This window comes from Brevundimonas lutea, from assembly GCF_003704105.1.
Lineage (GTDB): Bacteria > Pseudomonadota > Alphaproteobacteria > Caulobacterales > Caulobacteraceae > Brevundimonas > Brevundimonas lutea.
In genome coordinates this window covers 122015-137324 of the sequence record NZ_QUOQ01000003.1, presented here as the reverse complement: position 1 = coordinate 137324, position 15310 = coordinate 122015, and the positions used below count along the sequence as shown (strand labels likewise).

16 protein-coding genes and 1 tRNA gene are annotated in these 15310 nt (G+C 67.2%); 2 read left to right on the top strand and 15 right to left on the bottom strand.

Features of this window, described 5'->3' with window-relative positions; translation table 11 throughout:
- Window positions 1–196: 196 nt before the first annotated feature.
- The 12 genes from EES48_RS04665 to EES48_RS04610 all read right to left on the bottom strand — a co-directional run bounded on the left by EES48_RS04665 (window position 197) and on the right by EES48_RS04610 (window position 10735).
- Window positions 197–394: a hypothetical protein gene (locus EES48_RS04665; RefSeq protein WP_122465232.1), complete on the bottom strand. Its 198-nt coding sequence runs from the start codon at window positions 392–394 to the stop codon at window positions 197–199.
- A complete protein-coding gene (gene lpdA, locus EES48_RS04660) occupies window positions 391–1794 on the bottom strand; it encodes a dihydrolipoyl dehydrogenase (RefSeq protein ID WP_122465231.1) in 1404 nt (467 codons plus the stop codon). The genes EES48_RS04665 and lpdA overlap by 4 nt, the downstream gene beginning before the upstream one ends.
- Before the next feature lie 92 nt (window positions 1795–1886).
- A complete protein-coding gene (locus EES48_RS04655) occupies window positions 1887–2864 on the bottom strand; it encodes a hypothetical protein (RefSeq protein WP_122465230.1) in 978 nt (325 codons plus the stop codon).
- A gap of 71 nt (window positions 2865–2935) precedes the next feature.
- Window positions 2936–4225 (bottom strand): pyruvate dehydrogenase complex dihydrolipoamide acetyltransferase, encoded by a 1290-nt coding sequence (locus tag EES48_RS04650; protein WP_122465229.1) that lies wholly within the window; start codon window positions 4223–4225, stop codon window positions 2936–2938.
- Entirely contained in the window at window positions 4222–4536 is a 315-nt protein-coding gene (locus EES48_RS04645) for a DUF5076 domain-containing protein (RefSeq protein ID WP_122465228.1), read from the bottom strand. Before EES48_RS04645 ends, EES48_RS04650 begins: the two co-directional genes overlap by 4 nt.
- Window positions 4533–5924, bottom strand: a complete 1392-nt coding sequence (locus EES48_RS04640; protein WP_122465227.1) for a pyruvate dehydrogenase complex E1 component subunit beta — start codon at window positions 5922–5924, stop codon at window positions 4533–4535. Before EES48_RS04640 ends, EES48_RS04645 begins: the two co-directional genes overlap by 4 nt.
- The gene (gene pdhA / locus EES48_RS04635; protein ID WP_122465226.1) at window positions 5921–6958 is read right to left on the bottom strand and encodes a pyruvate dehydrogenase (acetyl-transferring) E1 component subunit alpha; all 1038 of its coding nucleotides are present in this window, start codon (window positions 6956–6958) and stop codon (window positions 5921–5923) included. The genes EES48_RS04640 and pdhA overlap by 4 nt, the downstream gene beginning before the upstream one ends.
- A gap of 134 nt (window positions 6959–7092) precedes the next feature.
- Window positions 7093–7395: an FtsB family cell division protein gene (locus EES48_RS04630; protein WP_122465225.1), complete on the bottom strand. Its 303-nt coding sequence runs from the start codon at window positions 7393–7395 to the stop codon at window positions 7093–7095.
- Window positions 7396–7507: 112 nt separating this feature from the next.
- Window positions 7508–8437, bottom strand: a complete 930-nt coding sequence (gene argC, locus EES48_RS04625; RefSeq protein WP_122465224.1) for an N-acetyl-gamma-glutamyl-phosphate reductase — start codon at window positions 8435–8437, stop codon at window positions 7508–7510.
- Between the two features lie 98 nt (window positions 8438–8535).
- Complete coding sequence (gene rpsI, locus EES48_RS04620; RefSeq protein ID WP_122465223.1) at window positions 8536–9027, bottom strand: 30S ribosomal protein S9; 492 nt, start codon at window positions 9025–9027, stop codon at window positions 8536–8538.
- 2 nt (window positions 9028–9029) lie between these two features.
- On the bottom strand, window positions 9030–9503 hold the full coding sequence (gene rplM / locus EES48_RS04615) for a 50S ribosomal protein L13 (RefSeq protein WP_205679387.1): 474 nt from the start codon (window positions 9501–9503) through the stop codon (window positions 9030–9032).
- 167 nt (window positions 9504–9670) lie between these two features.
- Window positions 9671–10735 (bottom strand): COX15/CtaA family protein, encoded by a 1065-nt coding sequence (locus tag EES48_RS04610; protein ID WP_122465221.1) that lies wholly within the window; start codon window positions 10733–10735, stop codon window positions 9671–9673.
- Window positions 10736–10832: 97 nt separating this feature from the next.
- On the opposite strand from EES48_RS04610, the gene EES48_RS04605 reads away from it, so the two are divergent.
- Window positions 10833–11084: a transglycosylase gene (locus EES48_RS04605; protein WP_122465220.1), complete on the top strand. Its 252-nt coding sequence runs from the start codon at window positions 10833–10835 to the stop codon at window positions 11082–11084.
- Complete coding sequence (locus EES48_RS04600) at window positions 11081–11305, top strand: DUF2842 domain-containing protein (RefSeq protein WP_122465219.1); 225 nt, start codon at window positions 11081–11083, stop codon at window positions 11303–11305. The genes EES48_RS04605 and EES48_RS04600 overlap by 4 nt, the downstream gene beginning before the upstream one ends.
- Window positions 11306–11371: 66 nt before the next feature.
- Here EES48_RS04600 and EES48_RS04595 read toward each other — a convergent pair.
- The 3 genes from EES48_RS04595 to EES48_RS04585 all read right to left on the bottom strand — a co-directional run bounded on the left by EES48_RS04595 (window position 11372) and on the right by EES48_RS04585 (window position 15275).
- Window positions 11372–11448, bottom strand: a tRNA-Pro gene (locus tag EES48_RS04595).
- Window positions 11449–11520: 72 nt separating this feature from the next.
- Window positions 11521–14973: a transcription-repair coupling factor gene (gene mfd / locus EES48_RS04590; protein ID WP_122465218.1), complete on the bottom strand. Its 3453-nt coding sequence runs from the start codon at window positions 14971–14973 to the stop codon at window positions 11521–11523.
- The gene (locus EES48_RS04585) at window positions 14973–15275 is read right to left on the bottom strand and encodes an FAD assembly factor SdhE (RefSeq protein WP_122465692.1); all 303 of its coding nucleotides are present in this window, start codon (window positions 15273–15275) and stop codon (window positions 14973–14975) included. The genes mfd and EES48_RS04585 overlap by 1 nt, the downstream gene beginning before the upstream one ends.
- Between the last annotated feature and the right edge of the window lie 35 nt (window positions 15276–15310).

Sequence of the window (15310 nt, the reverse complement as noted above, 5' to 3'; positions counted from 1 at the left end):
GAACTGGAGCCGGAAAGAGCGTCAGGGACGATCGCGGATTAACAATCGTCCACACCGACCTATCCCGCCTCCCCGGCGTAGGCCGGGGGCCAGGAGGGCTTGTGTGAGATCGTTGCGAGGGTCGGCGCTCGCTGTCCTGGACCCCGGCCTACGCCGGGGAGGCGGAGCGATTTAGGCAGGCGCAAACTCAGCCAGCCTACCCCTGCCCCAGGATGTCCTCGGGTGTCTCGACCACCTGCAGCTGGCGCTCGACCCAGTAGGAGTCGATGTGGATCGCCGTGCGGGCCGTGTTGTTCTTGACCGGCTTCAACTCGGCGATCATCCGCACGTGGTCCAGGTTCACCCAGTGGACCTTGCCGTCGTGGTTGGTGACCCGCGCGAAGCGACCGCTCATATGTGAATCACCCGGCCATAGGCGTCCAGCGCGGCCTCGTGCATGGCCTCGGACATGGTCGGGTGCGGATAGACCGTGCCCTGGATGTCCTCCTCGGTCGCCTCCATGGTGATGGCGGTGACATAGCCCTGGATCATCTCAGTGACCTCGGCGCCGATCATGTGAGCGCCGATCAGGGCGCCGGTCCTGGCGTCGAAGATGGTCTTGACGAAGCCGTCGGTGTCGCCCGAGGCGATGGCCTTGCCGTTCACCTTGAAGGGGAAGCGGCCGATCTTGACCTCGCGCTTGGCGTCGCGCGCGCCCTGTTCGGTGATCCCGACCGAGGCGACCTGGGGCTGGGAATAGGTGCAGCCGGCGATCGGCGAGTGGACGTTGGGGGTCGCGAAGCCGGCGATGTGCTCGGCGGCGTGGATGCCTTCGTGCGAGGCCTTGTGCGCCAGCCAGGGCGCGCCGGTGCAGTCGCCGATGGCGTACAGACCTTTGACGTTGGTCTGGCAGTGCTTGTCGGTCTTGATGTGCCCGCGGTCCAGCTCGACGCCCAGCGCCTCCAGACCGATGCCGTCGGTGTTGGCGGTGATGCCCACTGCCGAGATGCAGACCTCGGCCTCCAGGGTCTCGGCCTTGCCCTTGGCCTCCAGCGACACCTGCACGCCCGCCCCGCCCTTGGCGACCTTGGTCACCTTGGCGTCGACGCGGAACTTCATGCCGCGTTTCTCGAAGGATTTCTGAGCAGCCTTGGATACCTCCTCATCCTCCACCGGAAGGATGCGCGGCAGGGCCTCGACCACGGTGACCTCGCAGCCCAGGGCCCGGTAGAAGCTGCCGAACTCGATGCCGATGGCGCCCGAGCCGATGACGATAAGGCTCTTGGGCATCTTCTTGGGCGCCATGGCCTCGCGGTAGGCCCAGATGCGCTCACCGTCGGCTTCCAGCCCGATTTGCGGCAGCGCGCGGGCGCGGGCGCCGACGGCCAGCATCACCGTCTTGGCCTCGACCGTGCGCGACTTGCCGTCCTTTAGCGCGATGACGACCTTGGGGGCCGAGCCGCCCTTCTCGAGCTTGGCGGTCCCCTCGATCACCTCGATCTTGTTCTTCTTCATCAGAAAGCCGACGCCGGCGTTCAGCTGTTTCGCCACGCCGCGCGAGCGCTGGATGATGGCGTCGAAGTCGAAGCCGACCTTGTCGGCGGACAGGCCATAGTCCTTGAGGTGGCTCAGGCTCTCGTACTTCTCGCCGGACTTCAGCAGGGCCTTGGTGGGGATGCAGCCCCAGTTCAGGCAGATGCCGCCCAGATTCTCGCGCTCGACGATGGCGACCTTCAGGCCCAGCTGGCTGGCGCGGATCGCGGCGACATAGCCGCCCGGGCCCGAACCGATGACGATGAGATCGAAGTCAGCCACGCGCGTCCTCGCTTCTTCACAGGGGGTTTCCGCGTCCTCTTAACGCGCGACCGGGGCCGGGGGCCACACCCCCGCTTCGCTGAAACCGAAAGTCAGGCCGAGATGAAGGTGACGAAGGCCTCGCGATCCATGGCCGACAACGCGATGACGATGGCGACAGGCATGACCGCCAGCAGAACATAGGCGGCGAGATGCACGGTTCCCCGCCATAACGCCTGGCCTCGACTCAGGCCGTAGTACCGCGCAGCCGCCACAGTGACATAGGCCAGATAGGGCGGGATGAAGACCCAACCCGGCAGGGCGGCTCCCCATTTGTTGGCCAGCGCCAGCAGAATCAGCAGGGCGAAGGCCGTGACGTGGCCCCAAAGGGCGAAGATGAGGTGCTCCATCAACATCCGGCGTCGCCCGAAGAAGGGCGCGAGCAGCAGGGCGTAGGCCGGCAGCAGCAGCCAGACAACGTTAGGCAGCCATGCCGTCAGCCGCTCGGCGACAATCGCCAACTCCCGGTTGTTCTGGTTTTCGTAAAGCAGGTTCTGACGATCGTACTCGGTCGAAGCGCGTGCCGCCTCGGCCTCGATCGCCGCCGTGACCCGGGGATCGACGCCCGGTTCCACCGTCCGCTGCATCCAGACTTCGGCCTGGGCGACATTGGTCAGGTGCACCGTGTATCCGTTCGGATCGGCGCGCGCGGTGATCGGCGCGGCGGGATCGATCGGCTGGGCGACGAACTGGTACATCGACACGCCGGCGAAATTCAGGGTCAGCAGGAACAGCGCCGTCATCACCACGAACAGCTTGGTCGGCGACTGATAAATGCTGCCCGCCGCGTCGCGGCAGGCTTCGAGATAGCGGCCCGGCTTGATGATGAGGGCGACCAGGGTCTTGGCGGTGCGGCCGTCGACCAGGTTTGTTTCGGAAAACGCCTCCTCGGCCCACTCCCTTAGCGGACGGGGCGTGGCCTCGCCGTCCTGTCCGCAGGCGTGGCAATAGCGGCCGGCACGCGCGACGCCGCACGCGCCGCAAGCCTCGGCATGGGAGGCGGTGACACCGTCCGCGACTTGATCGACCATCCGCCCCTCCCCTCGCCTCCAATTAGAAGCGCGAACGACGGTTCGGCAAGCGCCCAGATCGACTGGCCCGATCAGGCCAGCATGGTCACCGGGTCTTCGATCATCTGCTTGAAGACCTGCAGGAACCTCGCGCCCACCGCGCCATCGACCACGCGGTGATCGCAGGTCAGGGTGACGGTCATGACCGTGGCGACCGCCAGCTGGCCGTCCTTGACCACCGGCCGCTGTTCGCCCGCGCCCACACTCATGATCGCGCCCTGGGGCTCGTTGATGATCGAGGCGAAGCTCTTGATGCCGAACATGCCCAGGTTCGAAACCGAGAAGGTGCCGCCCTGGAACTCGTCGGGCTTCAGCTTGCGGTCGCGGGCGCGCTTGGCCAGGTCCTTGGATTCGGCCGAGATCTGACGCAGCGACTTGGTTTCGGCCTTCCTGATGATCGGGGTGATCAGGCCGCCGTCGATGGCCACCGCCATGGCCACGTCGGCGTTGTGGTGCATGGCGATGCCTTCCGGCGTGTAGCTGGCGTTGGCCTCCGGCACGGCCTTCAGGGCCATCGCGCTGGCCTTGATGACAAAGTCGTTGACCGAAACCTTGACCCCGTCCTTCTCCAGCATGGCGTTGACGCGCGCGCGGGCGGCCAGCAGGCCGTCGATGTCGCAGTCGATCGTCAGGGGGAAGTGCGGCACGTCGCGGAAGCTGTCGGTCAGGCGCCGCGCGATGGCCTTGCGCATGCCATCCAGCGGCACGAGGTCATAGCTGCCGGCCGGGATGCCCTGCTGCTCCAGCGACTGAACCTTGCGAGGTTCGGCGGCAGGCGCGGACGCCGAAGCCGAAGCCTTGGCGCCGCCCTTGCCTACGCTCTCGATGTCCGCCTTGACGATACGACCATGCGGCCCGGTGCCCTTGAGCGAGGCGAGGTCGAGACCGGCCTCCTTGGCCAGTCGGCGCGCCAGGGGCGAGGCGAAGATGCGTTCGCCGTCCTTGGTCGGCGCGGCCTGGGCTTTGGTATCGGGCGACTGCGCAGGTTTCACGTCCGACTTGGCCGGAGCCTCGGACTTCTGCGCTTCCTTGGCCTTGGCCGGCTCGGCCTTGGCGTCATCCTTCTTCGGCGCCGGCGCGACATCGTCTCCCGACAGGCGGGCGATCGGCGTGTTGACCTTCACGCCCTCGGTCCCGGCCTCGACCAGAATTTCCAGAACCTCGCCCTCGTCGACGGCCTCGACCTCCATGGTCGCCTTGTCGGTCTCAATCTCGGCGATCACATCGCCGGCCGACACGGTGTCGCCGACCTTGACGTGCCATTTGGCCAGCACGCCCTCTTCCATGGTGGGCGACAGGGCGGGCATCAGGATGTCGGTCATTGCACGCTTCCCTTGGCGCTGGGTTCGGCGACGGTCTTGACGTTGTCGGCCTTCACCACCTCGCTGATCCCCGTGAGGATGCGATCATAGGCCTGTTTCTCGTTCTGGCCGTGACGCACCGCATAGCCGTGCGCCATGTGCCGCGCGGCATAGGCCAGCATGCGGCCGAACTGGGTCGGATCGTTGAAGGCCGGCTTGATCGACATCACCGGCTCGTTCTTCGACCACCACATCCGCAGAATCTCGATCGCCTCCGGATCGGCGGCGACGCTCTCCGGCGTGGTCAGCTGGTGTTCCGGCGCCTCGCTCACGCCACCACCGCCTTCACGGCCTTGACGATCTTGTCCACGCCCGGCAGCGACAGCGCCTCCAGATTGGCGGCGTAGGGCAGCGGGACGTCCTCCTGGTGTACGCGCAGGGGCGGGGCGTCCAGATAGTCGAAGGCGTGCTCGATCACCCGGGCCACCACCTCGGCGCCAACGCCCATCGGACCCCAGCCTTCCTCGGCCGAAACCAGGCGGTTGGTCTTCTTGACGCTCTCGACGATCGTCTCGTGATCCAGCGGTCGCAGCGTGCGCAAGTCGATCACCTCGGCCTCGATCCCCTCCTCCGCCAGCTTCTCGGCGGCGGCCAGGGCGAAGCCGACCATGCGGCTGTGCGAGGTGATGGTGACGTCCGTGCCCTCGCGCCGGACCTTGGCCTTGCCGATGGGGACAAGATAGTCCTCCACGTCCGGGACGTCGAACTCCAAGCCGTACATCATCTCGTGCTCGAGGAAGACGACGGGGTTGGGATCACGGATGGCCGATTTCAGCAGGCCCTTGGCGTCGGCCGCGTCATAGGGGGCGACGACCTTCAGACCCGGCACATGGGCGTACCAGCTGGAATAGTCCTGGCTGTGCTGGGCGCCGACCCGGCTGGCCGCGCCATTGGGGCCGCGGAACACGATCGGGGCCTTGATCTGGCCGCCCGACATATACAGCGTCTTGGCCGCCGAGTTGATGACGTGGTCGATGGCCTGCATGCCGAAGTTCCAGGTCATGAACTCAACGATCGGCTTCAGCCCCGCCATCGCGGCGCCGACGCCCAGGCCGGCGAAGCCGTGCTCGGTGATTGGGGTGTCGATGACACGTTTGTCGCCGAACTCCTGCAGCAGCTCGCGGCTGACCTTGTAGGCGCCCTGATACTGGGCGACTTCCTCGCCCATCAGGAAAACGTCGGGATCGCGCCGCATCTCCTCGGCCATGGCGTCGCGCAGGGCGTCGCGGATGGTCGTCTTGACCAGCTTGGCGTCGGCCGGGATTTCCGGGTCCTTCAGCGTCTTCTTGGGCGTGACGGGCGCGGGGCCTTCGCCCTCGGGGCGGGTCTCGGCGGCCTCGGGGGCCTTCTTCTCAAGATCCCCGGCCTTTTCGGCCTTGGCGTCGTCCTTGGGCGCCTCTGCCTTCGGCGCGGGCGCGGCGTCGTCACCGGACAGGCGGGCGATCGGCGTATTGACCTTCACGCCCTCCGCGCCTTCCTCGACCAGGATCTCGGTGACCTCGCCCTCGTCGACGGCCTCGACCTCCATGGTCGCCTTGTCGGTCTCGATCTCGGCGATCACATCCCCGGCCGAGACGGTGTCCCCCACCTTGACGTGCCACTTCGACAGCGTGCCCTCCTCCATGGTGGGCGACAGCGCCGGCATCAGAATGTCGGTCACTGGGCGGCCTCCGTATAGACGTCGGTATAGAGTTCGGACGGGTCGGGCTCGGGGCTTTCCTGGGCGAACTGGACGGCCTCGGCGACGATGGCCTTGATCTCGGCGTCGATGGCCTTGAGCTCGTCCTCGCTGGCGTTCGCGGCCTGGAGCAGGGTCTTGATGTGGTCGATCGGGTCGCGGGTCTTCTTGACCTCGTCGACCTCCTCCTTGGTCCGGTACTTGGCTGGGTCGGACATCGAGTGGCCGCGATAGCGGTAGGTCTTCACCTCGAGGATGTAGGGTCCCTCGCCTGCCCGGGCGCGGTCCACGGCCTTTTTCACCGCGTCACGCACGGCGATCACGTCCATGCCGTCGACCTGTTCGCCGGGGATGCCGAAGCTGGCGCCGCGCTGGCTGAGATTGGTCGTGGACGACGAGCGGTCGATGCTCGTGCCCATGGCGTACTGGTTGTTTTCGATGATGTAGATGGCCGGCAGCTTCCACAGCTGGGCCATGTTGAAGCTCTCATAGACCTGGCCCTGGTTGGCCGCGCCGTCGCCGAAATAGATGAAGCTGACCGAGTCATCGCCCCTGTACCAGCCGGCGAAGGCCAGGCCCGTGCCCAGCGCCACCTGCGCCCCGACGATGCCGTGGCCGCCATAGAAGCCGGTCGGCACGTCGAACATGTGCATCGAGCCGCCCTTGCCCTTGGACGAGCCCCCGATGCGGCCCGTCAGCTCGGCCATGACCTCCTTGGGATCCATGCCGGCGGTCAGCATGTGGCCGTGGTCGCGATAGCCGGTGATGATCCGGTCGTGCCCCTGTTTGATCGAGGCCTGCACGCCCACCGCCACGGCTTCCTGGCCGATATACAGGTGGCAGAAACCGCCGATCAGACCCATGCCGTACAGCTGGCCCGCCCGCTCCTCGAAACGGCGGATCAGCACCATCTCGCGGTAGTAGCCCAAGAGCTCGTCCTTGGACGCGCCGATATCGTTCGCCAGCTTTTGCGGAGCGTCTTTCGACGCGCTCTTCTGGGCCGCGGCCTTCGCCATCCGGCATCCTCCGATGGGACCCCTCAGGGCCTCTTATCGCCAGGGTCCGAAGACCCTCTTCGCGTTAGGGAAAGGGCGCTTTAGCCGCTTCGTTCCCACAAGGCAAAACCGCCAAGCGGGGCTGTAACGGAAGTTCAGGAAGCGGTGACGGCGTTCCGGTCCAGCCGGATCACATAGTCGCGAGGATCGGCGAATCCGAGCACGACGCGGGCCCGCTCCTCCAGCAGGTCGCGCGACAGGTTGTCGGTGCGCAGATACAGCGCCCGCACCTCAAGGTCGGCTCTCTGCTCCTGAAGGCTTTCCAGCTGCGCCGTGCGGCGCTCCAGCATGGCGTCGCGGTCGGCGCCGGTCAGCAGGCCGCGCTGACCCGTCAGGGCCTGGACCCCGAAATAGACGATCAGCAACGCCAGACACGCGGTGGGGAGGTAAGGCTTCATCCGTTCGGGCAACTCTGACGCTCCTTCTGAGCGCGAACAAAACACGGTTGCTCATGCGTGCCCGAAAATGCCTAACGAACCGTAGCTTGGCCTTAACAGCAGAGGCGTGAGTTCAGAGGCCTACGCCCTCGTCAAACCCCAGCATCAGATTGAGGTTCTGTACCGCCGCGCCCGACGCGCCCTTGCCCAGATTGTCGAGCAGAGCGACCAGCCGGACCTGACCGCCATTCCGGTCGCCGAACACATGCAGGCGCAGGCGGTTGGTGCCGTTCAAGCTCTCAGGATCGATCCCGGTCATGGCCTCGCTCTCGGCCAGCGGCATGACGTCGACGAACCGGGCGCCGTCATAGGCCTCGGCCAGCACGGCATGGACCGCCGCCACCGATGGCGCCCCCGGCAGGGCGGCCAGATGCAGCGGGACTTCGACCAGCATGCCCTGGCGATAGGCCCCCACCGCCGGGGCGAACAGCACCGGCCGCGTCAGACCCGCGTGCGCCGTCATCTCCGGCACGTGTTTGTGGCCCAGCGCCAGGCCATAGGCGCGATAGGGAGGCGCGCCCTGCCCGCTCTCGAACTCGGCGATCATCGCCTTGCCCCCGCCGGAGTATCCGCTGACCGCGTTGACGGTCATGGGCTGGTCCGCCGGGATCAGTCCCGCCCGCACCAGCGGCGCGACCAGCGCCAGAAAGCCGGTCGGATAGCAGCCGGGGTTCGACACCCGAGTTGCCCCCGCGATGGCCTCGCGCTGTCCCGGCCGTAGTTCCGCGAACCCATAGACCCAGGCCGGATCGACCCGATAGGCGGTCGAGGCGTCGATCACCTTCACCGCCGGATTGTCGATCATCCCCACGGCCTCGCGGGCCGCCTCGTCCGGCAGGCACAGGATCACCGCATCGGCCGCGTTCAGCGCCTCGCGTCGCGCCGCGACGTCCCGCCGCCGGTCGCCCAGCAGGATCAGCTCCAGATCGTCGCGCGCCTCCAGCCGCCGCAACACATCCAGCCCGGTCGTCCCGGCCTCGCCGTCGATGAAGAGGGTGTGCACCGTCGTCTCCTGGTTCGCGACCCAACAACGAGAAAAGAAAAAGGCGCTCCGGGTTTCCCCGAAGCGCCCCTTCGTAATCCCACTGCCGGGATCGGCAGTTAGCGCTTCGAGAACTGGAAGCTGCGGCGGGCCTTGGCGCGGCCGTACTTCTTGCGCTCGACGACGCGGCTGTCGCGGGTCAGGAAGCCGTGCGGCTTCAGCAGCTTGCGCAGCTCCGGCTCGTAATGCGTCAGGGCGTGCGACAGGCCGTGGCGGATGGCGCCGGCCTGGCCCGACAGGCCCGAGCCCTCGACCGTCACATCGACGTCGAACTGGGTGGCGCGGTCGGTCACCTGCAGCGGCTGGGCGATCATCATGCGCAGCACGGGGCGAGCGAAATACTGCTCCTGGTCCTTGCCGTTGATGGTGATCTTGCCGGAGCCCGGCTTGATCCACACGCGGGCGATGGCGTTCTTGCGCTTGCCGGTCGAATAGGCGCGGCCCTGGGCGTCCAGCTTCTGGGTGTATTCCGGGGCGGCCTCGGCGGTCGTTCCCAGGCCCTTCAGGGCGTCGAAACCGGTGGCGGCCTCGGTGTTGGTCACGTCGGTCATGCTCAGACGCTCCGGGTGTTCTTGGAGTTCAGCGACTTAAAGTCGATGGTCTCGGGCGATTGGGCCTGGTGGGTGTGCTCGGCGCCGGCGAACAGGCGCAGGTGCGTCATCTGCTGGCGAGCCAGCGGGCTCTCCTTGGGCAGCATGCGCTCGACGGCCTTTTCCAGCACGCGCTCGGGGAAGCGGCCGTTGAGCACCTTCTCCGGGGTGGTGGACTTCACGCCGCCCGGGTGACCGGTGTGACGGTAATAGACCTTGTCGGTGGCCTTGGCGCCCGTGAAGACGACCTTGTCGACGTTGGTCACGACGACATAGTCGCCGCAATCGACGTGCGGGGTGTAGTCGCCGCGGTGCTTGCCGCGCAGACGATTGGCGATGAAGGTCGCGAGGCGGCCCACCACGACGCCTTCGGCGTCGATGTGGATCCACTTCTTCTCGACCTCGGCCGGCTTCAGCGAAGCCGTGGTGCTCTTCAGCATCGGGAGGGTTCCTGGAGGGACGAAAGCGGGGTCGAACCGGGGACCGGTCCGAGCGAAGGCGGGCTGATACAGGAGGTGGGCGTGGCCGTCAACGCGCTTGGCGGCAACGAAAACGGTATAAACAATGGAAATCGTTCGTAAATCTAATTGCGGTATTAAAATACCTACAATCCGCCACCTCTGATCGACACAAACCGCCTCGGCTGAGAGCGCAGGACCACCCACAGATTGACCGTGCCGATGGCCAGCACTGCCGCCGCGCCAGCCTGATGCAGGGCACCAAGCGACAGCGGGACTGCGTGGATCAGGGTCATCACCCCCAGGACCGCCTGCAGCCACAGCGAGGCCGCCAAGGCGTAGCCCCAGAACCCCATCCCCTCGGCCAGCCGCCAGCGGAAGGCCTGCAATGCATAGAGGCTGCCCATCAGCAGCAGGGCGTAGGCCCAGACCCGGTGGACGAACTGAACCAGCCCCTGGTCATGAAGGAAGGCCACGGCCCCCTGCCCCCAATCGACTGGTGGGAAGACCTGGCCGTTCATCAGCGGCCAGTCGGTATAGACGAAGCCGGCCTTGGCGCCCGCCACCAGCCCGCCCAGCAGACACTGGAGGAAAACCGCGCCCAATAGGAGGGCCGCGCCCCGGGCCCACCCCTGCGGCGACCGCGACGGCTCCGGCCCGTTCCAGGCCTCGAGCCCGGTCCAGATCAGCCCCATGAAGATCAGTAGGGCCAGGCCCAGGTGGGTCGCCAGCCGCTCGGGCGCGACATCGACCCGATCGACCAGCCCGCTGGCCACCATCCACCAGCCGATCAGCCCCTGCAGGCCGCCCAGCCCCAGCAGCACGACGCAGCGCCAGATCAGCCGGCGCGGCATCCGCCGGATGACCAGGAACACCAGGAAGGGCACAGCGAAGGCCACGCCGATGATCCGCCCCAGGAACCGATGCGCCCACTCCCACCAGTAGATGCCCTTGAATTCGTTCAGGCTCATGCCGGCGTTGACCAGCTCGTACTGGGGGATCTGGCGATACTGGTCGAAGGCCGCGCGCCAGTCGGCATCGCTCAGGGGCGGTATGGCGCCCAGTAACGGCTTCCACTCGGTGATCGACAGGCCCGAGCCGGTCAGGCGTGTGACCCCGCCGACCACGACCATGGCGAACACCAACGCCGCCACGCCGAACAGCCACAGGGCCACGGCGCGGGATCGATCGGGTGGGGCGAAACGGCTCATTCGACGACGGTCATCTCAACGGCTAAGAACGCCCGGCGGATATGCCCGCCGCGGCGGCCGGACGCCAGCGCCAGGCGCCATCAGGAGATCGTGAGCCTTGCAGTATCTCGACTGGATCGTGGCTATCGGCCTGACGGTGGCGTTGGCCGTCGGGGTCGACATGGCCAGCGGGCGGCGCGGCATCATCAAGCATCTGCTGGTCTCGGCCAGCGGCGCCGTCGCGGGCGCTTTCCTGGGCGTGCGCGTCTTTCAGACAGCGACCTTCAACGGCTGGGCCTGGGTAGGCTGGACGGCCATGGGCGCCGCCCTGGCGCTGGCCGTCTTTCTTTTGACCCGCAGCAAGCGATGACGCCGAGAGCTCCCAATCTGCGACGTCGCCGGGCCATCGCCGCCCTGGCCACCATCGTCTTCCTGATCGCCTATGTCTGGGCGGTGGTGTCGTTCAGCCCGATGGTGCCCGACAACCCGTGGATCGAGTTGCTGTACTACGCCGTGGCCGGAATCGCCTGGGGCGTGCCGCTGTTTCCCCTTCTGGCTTGGGCCGAGGGCGGCGCCAAGAAGCGGCGTTGAACGCGAAACGGGCGGCGGGATCGCTCCCGGCCGCCCGTTCTCTCGGATCTCTCGATTACAGAGAGATGGTCGGAGCGACAGGATTCGAACCTGCGACCCCTTGACCCCCAGTCAAGTGCGCTACCAGGCTGCGCCACGCTCCGAGAGGCGGTCCCTATAGACGTGACCGCGCGCGCCGCAAAGCCCCGAGCCCGGCTTTTTCCGATGCGGCCCGATCAGGCGATTTTCGCCATCTCGCCGGTGATCCGCTCGGCAACCTTCAGCCGGTCGGCCGGGGTCGGCCAGTCGCCGGAGACAACGATCTTTTGATCCGGCCGAATGCGCCAGAAGGCCTGGTTCTTCTGGATCAGTCCGACCAAGCCCGCCGGGTTGGGGAAGGCGTTGTTGCGCAGCGTCAGCACCGCGCCCTTGGGCCCGATGTCGATGCGCTCGATACAGGCCTTCTTGCAGCGGGCCTTGATCTCGACGATGCGCAGCAGCTGTTTGGCCTCGTCCGGCAGGGGGCCGAAACGGTCGATCAGTTCGGCGGCCAGGGCCTCGCGGTCGGCCCCCTCCTCGGCGTCCGACAACCGTCGGTACAGGCTCAGGCGGACGTTCAGGTCCGGCACATAGTCCTCGGGGATCAGCACAGCGGCGCCGACATTGATCTGGGGCGACCAGCCGCGATCGGGGGCCTGTTCGCCCTGTTCCTTAAGCTCGGCGACGGCGTCCTCCAGCATCTGCTGATACAGCTCCACCCCGACCTCGCGAATGTGGCCCGACTGCTCGTCACCCAGCAGATTGCCGCCGCCCCGCTGGTCAAGGTCGTGGCTGGCCAGCTGGAAGCCGGCGCCCAGGTTGTCCAGCGACTGCAGCACCTGCAGCCGGCGCTCGGCCGACAGGGTCATGGGCTTGGTCGGATCTGTGGTCAGATAGGCGAAGGCCCGCGCCTTGGCCCGGCCGACCCGGCCTCGGATCTGATACAGCTGGGCCAGGCCGAACATGTCGGCGCGGTGGACCACCAGGGTGTTGGCCGTGGGGATATCCAGCCCCGACTCGACGATGGTGGTCGACACAAGCACGTCGTACTCGCCGTCGTAGAAGGCGCTCATCACCGCTTCCAGCTGCGTCGCCGCCATCTGGCCGTGGCCGACCACGAACTTCACCTCGGGCACCTGTTCGCGCAGGAACCGCTCAATGTCCGGCAGGTCCTTCAGGCGCGGCGCGACATAATAGCCCTGACCGCCGCGATATTTCTCGCGCAGCAGCGCCTCACGCACCGTCACCGGATCCCACGGCAGCACATACGTCCGCACCGCCAGGCGATCGACGGGAGGGGTGGCGATGATCGACATCTCGCGGATGCCCGACAGCGCCATCTGGAGTGTGCGGGGGATCGGCGTAGCGGTCAGCGTCAGCAGGTGGACGTCGGCGCGCAGGCTCTTCAGCTTCTCCTTGTGCTTGACGCCGAAGTGTTGCTCCTCGTCGACGATCACCAGGCCCAGGTCCTTGAACCCGACCTGTTCGGACAGGACGGCATGAGTGCCGACCACGATCTCGATCGAGCCATCTTTCAGACCCGCGCGCGTCTCGGCGGCCTCCTTGGCCGGGACCATGCGCGACAGCTGGCGCACCTTGACCGGCCAGCCGGCGAACCTTTCGGTAAAGGTCTTGTAGTGCTGCCGCGACAGCAGGGTGGTCGGGCAGACCACCGCCACCTGATGGCCGCTCATGGCCGCCACGAAAGCCGCGCGCAGAGCCACCTCGGTCTTGCCGAAGCCGACGTCGCCGCAGATCAGCCGGTCCATAGGCTGGCCCTTGCCCAGGTCCTCCAGCACGTCGCCGATGGCGTTCAGCTGGTCCTCGGTCTCCTCATAGGGAAAGCGGGCGCAGAATTCGGCGAACAGCCCCTGCGGCGGGGTGACGGCGTCGGTGGTGCGTAGCGCCCTCTTGGCGGCCAGGGCGATCAGCCCCTCGGCCATGGCGCGCAGCCGCTCTTTTGCTTTCGCCTTCCTCGCCTGCCAGCCCGCCCCGCCCAGCCGGTCCAGCTGCACGCCGTCGCTGTCGGTCCCGTAGCGGGTCAGCAGGTCGATGTTCTCGACCGGCAGGTAGAGCTTCGACTCCCCTGCGTAGATCAGCTCCAGGCAGTCGTGCGGCGCCTGCTGGATATCCAGCGTCTTCAGGCCTTCGTAGCGGCCGATGCCGTGATCCAGGTGAACCACCAGATCGCCGGTCGTCAGGGCCGAGGCCTCGGCCAGGAAATTCGACGCCCGGCGCTTGCGGCGCGGCCGGGCCAGCCGGTCGCCCAGGATGTCGGTCTCGGAGATGACCGCCAGGTCGCCGGAGACGAAGCCATGCTCCACCGGCAGGACGGCGCGCAGATACATCTCGGGATTGGCCCGCAGCACGTCGGCGTGGTCCCGGACGGCGACGACCGGCTCCAGGCCATGATCGCCCAGCATGATGGCTAGCCGGTCCGACGAGCCCTCGGTCCAGGAGGCAAACAGCACCCGCTTGCCTGCGGCCTTCAGGGCCTGGGCGTGGGCGGCGACGGCCTCGAACAGATTGACGCTGTCCTGGGCCCGCTCGGCGGCGAAGGTGCGGCCCAGCAGGCCGCCCAGATCCTCGGCGCCGTCGGCCTGAAACGGGCTGAAGCGACGAACCCGGTGATCGGCTACGGCTCGGGTCCAGGCCACATCATCGAGATAAAGCCGGTCGGGCGGCAGCGCACGTTGGGCCGCGCCGCCCTTGCCATTGGCGGCCTCGGCGCGCGCCTCGGCGGCGTCGGCGGCGATGGCCCAGCGTTCCTCGCGGGCCTGATCCACATTGTGGTCGAGGAAAAGCTGCGAACCCTCTGGCAGATAATCGAAAAGGCTTTCCAGCCGCTCGTAGAGTAGCGGGATCCAGTGCTCCAGACCCTGCCGCCGCGCGCCTTCGCTGACCGCGACATAGAGGGGGTCGTCCGTGCCCGCGCCGAACAGGTTCAGATAGCCGCTGCGGAACCGCGAGATGGTCTCGGGCGACAGCAGCGCCTCCGACACCGGGGCCAGGGTCACGGCTTTCAGCTGACGGGTCGAGCGCTGCGTGGCCGGATCGAAGGCGCGGATCGATTCCAGCTCTGAACCGAACAGGTCCAGCCTCACCGGCTCGTCGAAGCCTGGCGGGAACACGTCGATCACCCCGCCTCGAATGGCGAACTCGCCCCGCTCCGACACGGTCGAGGCCCGGACATAGCCGTTGACGGAGAAATACCGCTCCAGCGCCGCCGTATCGACCTCGCGCCCAACCTTGGTCTCGAAGCCGGCGGCCTCGGTCACCTCGCGCGGCGGCGTCTTCTGCGTCGCCGAGGCCACCGTGGCGATGACCAGCAACGGCGTCTTGTCGGCGGGATCGCGGGCCGCCAGCCGGGTCAGGGCGGCCATACGCTGGGCCTGGACCGCCGGTGTCGGGCTCAAGCGGTCATAGGGCAGGCAGTCCCAGGCCGGAAACTCTAGGGTTTCAACACCATCGGAGAAGAAGTCGAACGCTTGGGAGAACGCCGCCGCGCGCTGATAGTCGCGCGCCACGAACAGGGCCACCCCGCCCTCGGCCTTCAGCCGCTCGGCCGCCGCCAGTGCGTCCAGCCCCTCGGGCGCGCCGGACAGGGTCAGGTCATCGACCACGCCGGTCGGATTGGCGCGGGCGTCCATCAGCCGATCCCCTTGCGGACCTCGGCGGCCACCTCGTCGCGCAAAAAGGCCTGGAGCCGGCGCATCACCGGGCCGTCCATCTCGGCCGGGACCGGGTTGCGGCCCACGATCCACGGATAGAGAAACTCATCGTCCACGTCCAAGAGACGCTCCAAATCACTGATTTCCTGTTCGGACAGGGCCTCGCCGTGCCGGTCCACGAAGGGGCCCATCACCAGATCGGACTCGCGCGTTCCCCGCCGCCAGGCGCGAAAGGCGATACGCTGCAAACGGGTCTTCACGCACGGGTCGGCGTCGGCCACGGGGTCTCCGGTCCGGTCAAACAACTGGGTGGGTT

Coding starts and splice junctions, on each gene's coding strand:
- EES48_RS04665 (WP_122465232.1), bottom strand. CDS start 394: ATGAGCGGTCGCTTCGCGCGGGTCACCAACCACGACGGCAAGGTCCAC.
- EES48_RS04655 (WP_122465230.1), bottom strand. CDS start 2,864: ATGGTCGATCAAGTCGCGGACGGTGTCACCGCCTCCCATGCCGAGGCT.
- EES48_RS04650 (WP_122465229.1), bottom strand. CDS start 4,225: ATGACCGACATCCTGATGCCCGCCCTGTCGCCCACCATGGAAGAGGGC.
- pdhA (WP_122465226.1), bottom strand. CDS start 6,958: ATGGCGAAGGCCGCGGCCCAGAAGAGCGCGTCGAAAGACGCTCCGCAA.
- EES48_RS04630 (WP_122465225.1), bottom strand. CDS start 7,395: ATGAAGCCTTACCTCCCCACCGCGTGTCTGGCGTTGCTGATCGTCTAT.
- rpsI (WP_122465223.1), bottom strand. CDS start 9,027: ATGACCGACGTGACCAACACCGAGGCCGCCACCGGTTTCGACGCCCTG.
- EES48_RS04610 (WP_122465221.1), bottom strand. CDS start 10,735: ATGAGCCGTTTCGCCCCACCCGATCGATCCCGCGCCGTGGCCCTGTGG.
- EES48_RS04600 (WP_122465219.1), top strand. CDS start 11,081: ATGACGCCGAGAGCTCCCAATCTGCGACGTCGCCGGGCCATCGCCGCC.
- mfd (WP_122465218.1), bottom strand. CDS start 14,973: ATGGACGCCCGCGCCAATCCGACCGGCGTGGTCGATGACCTGACCCTG.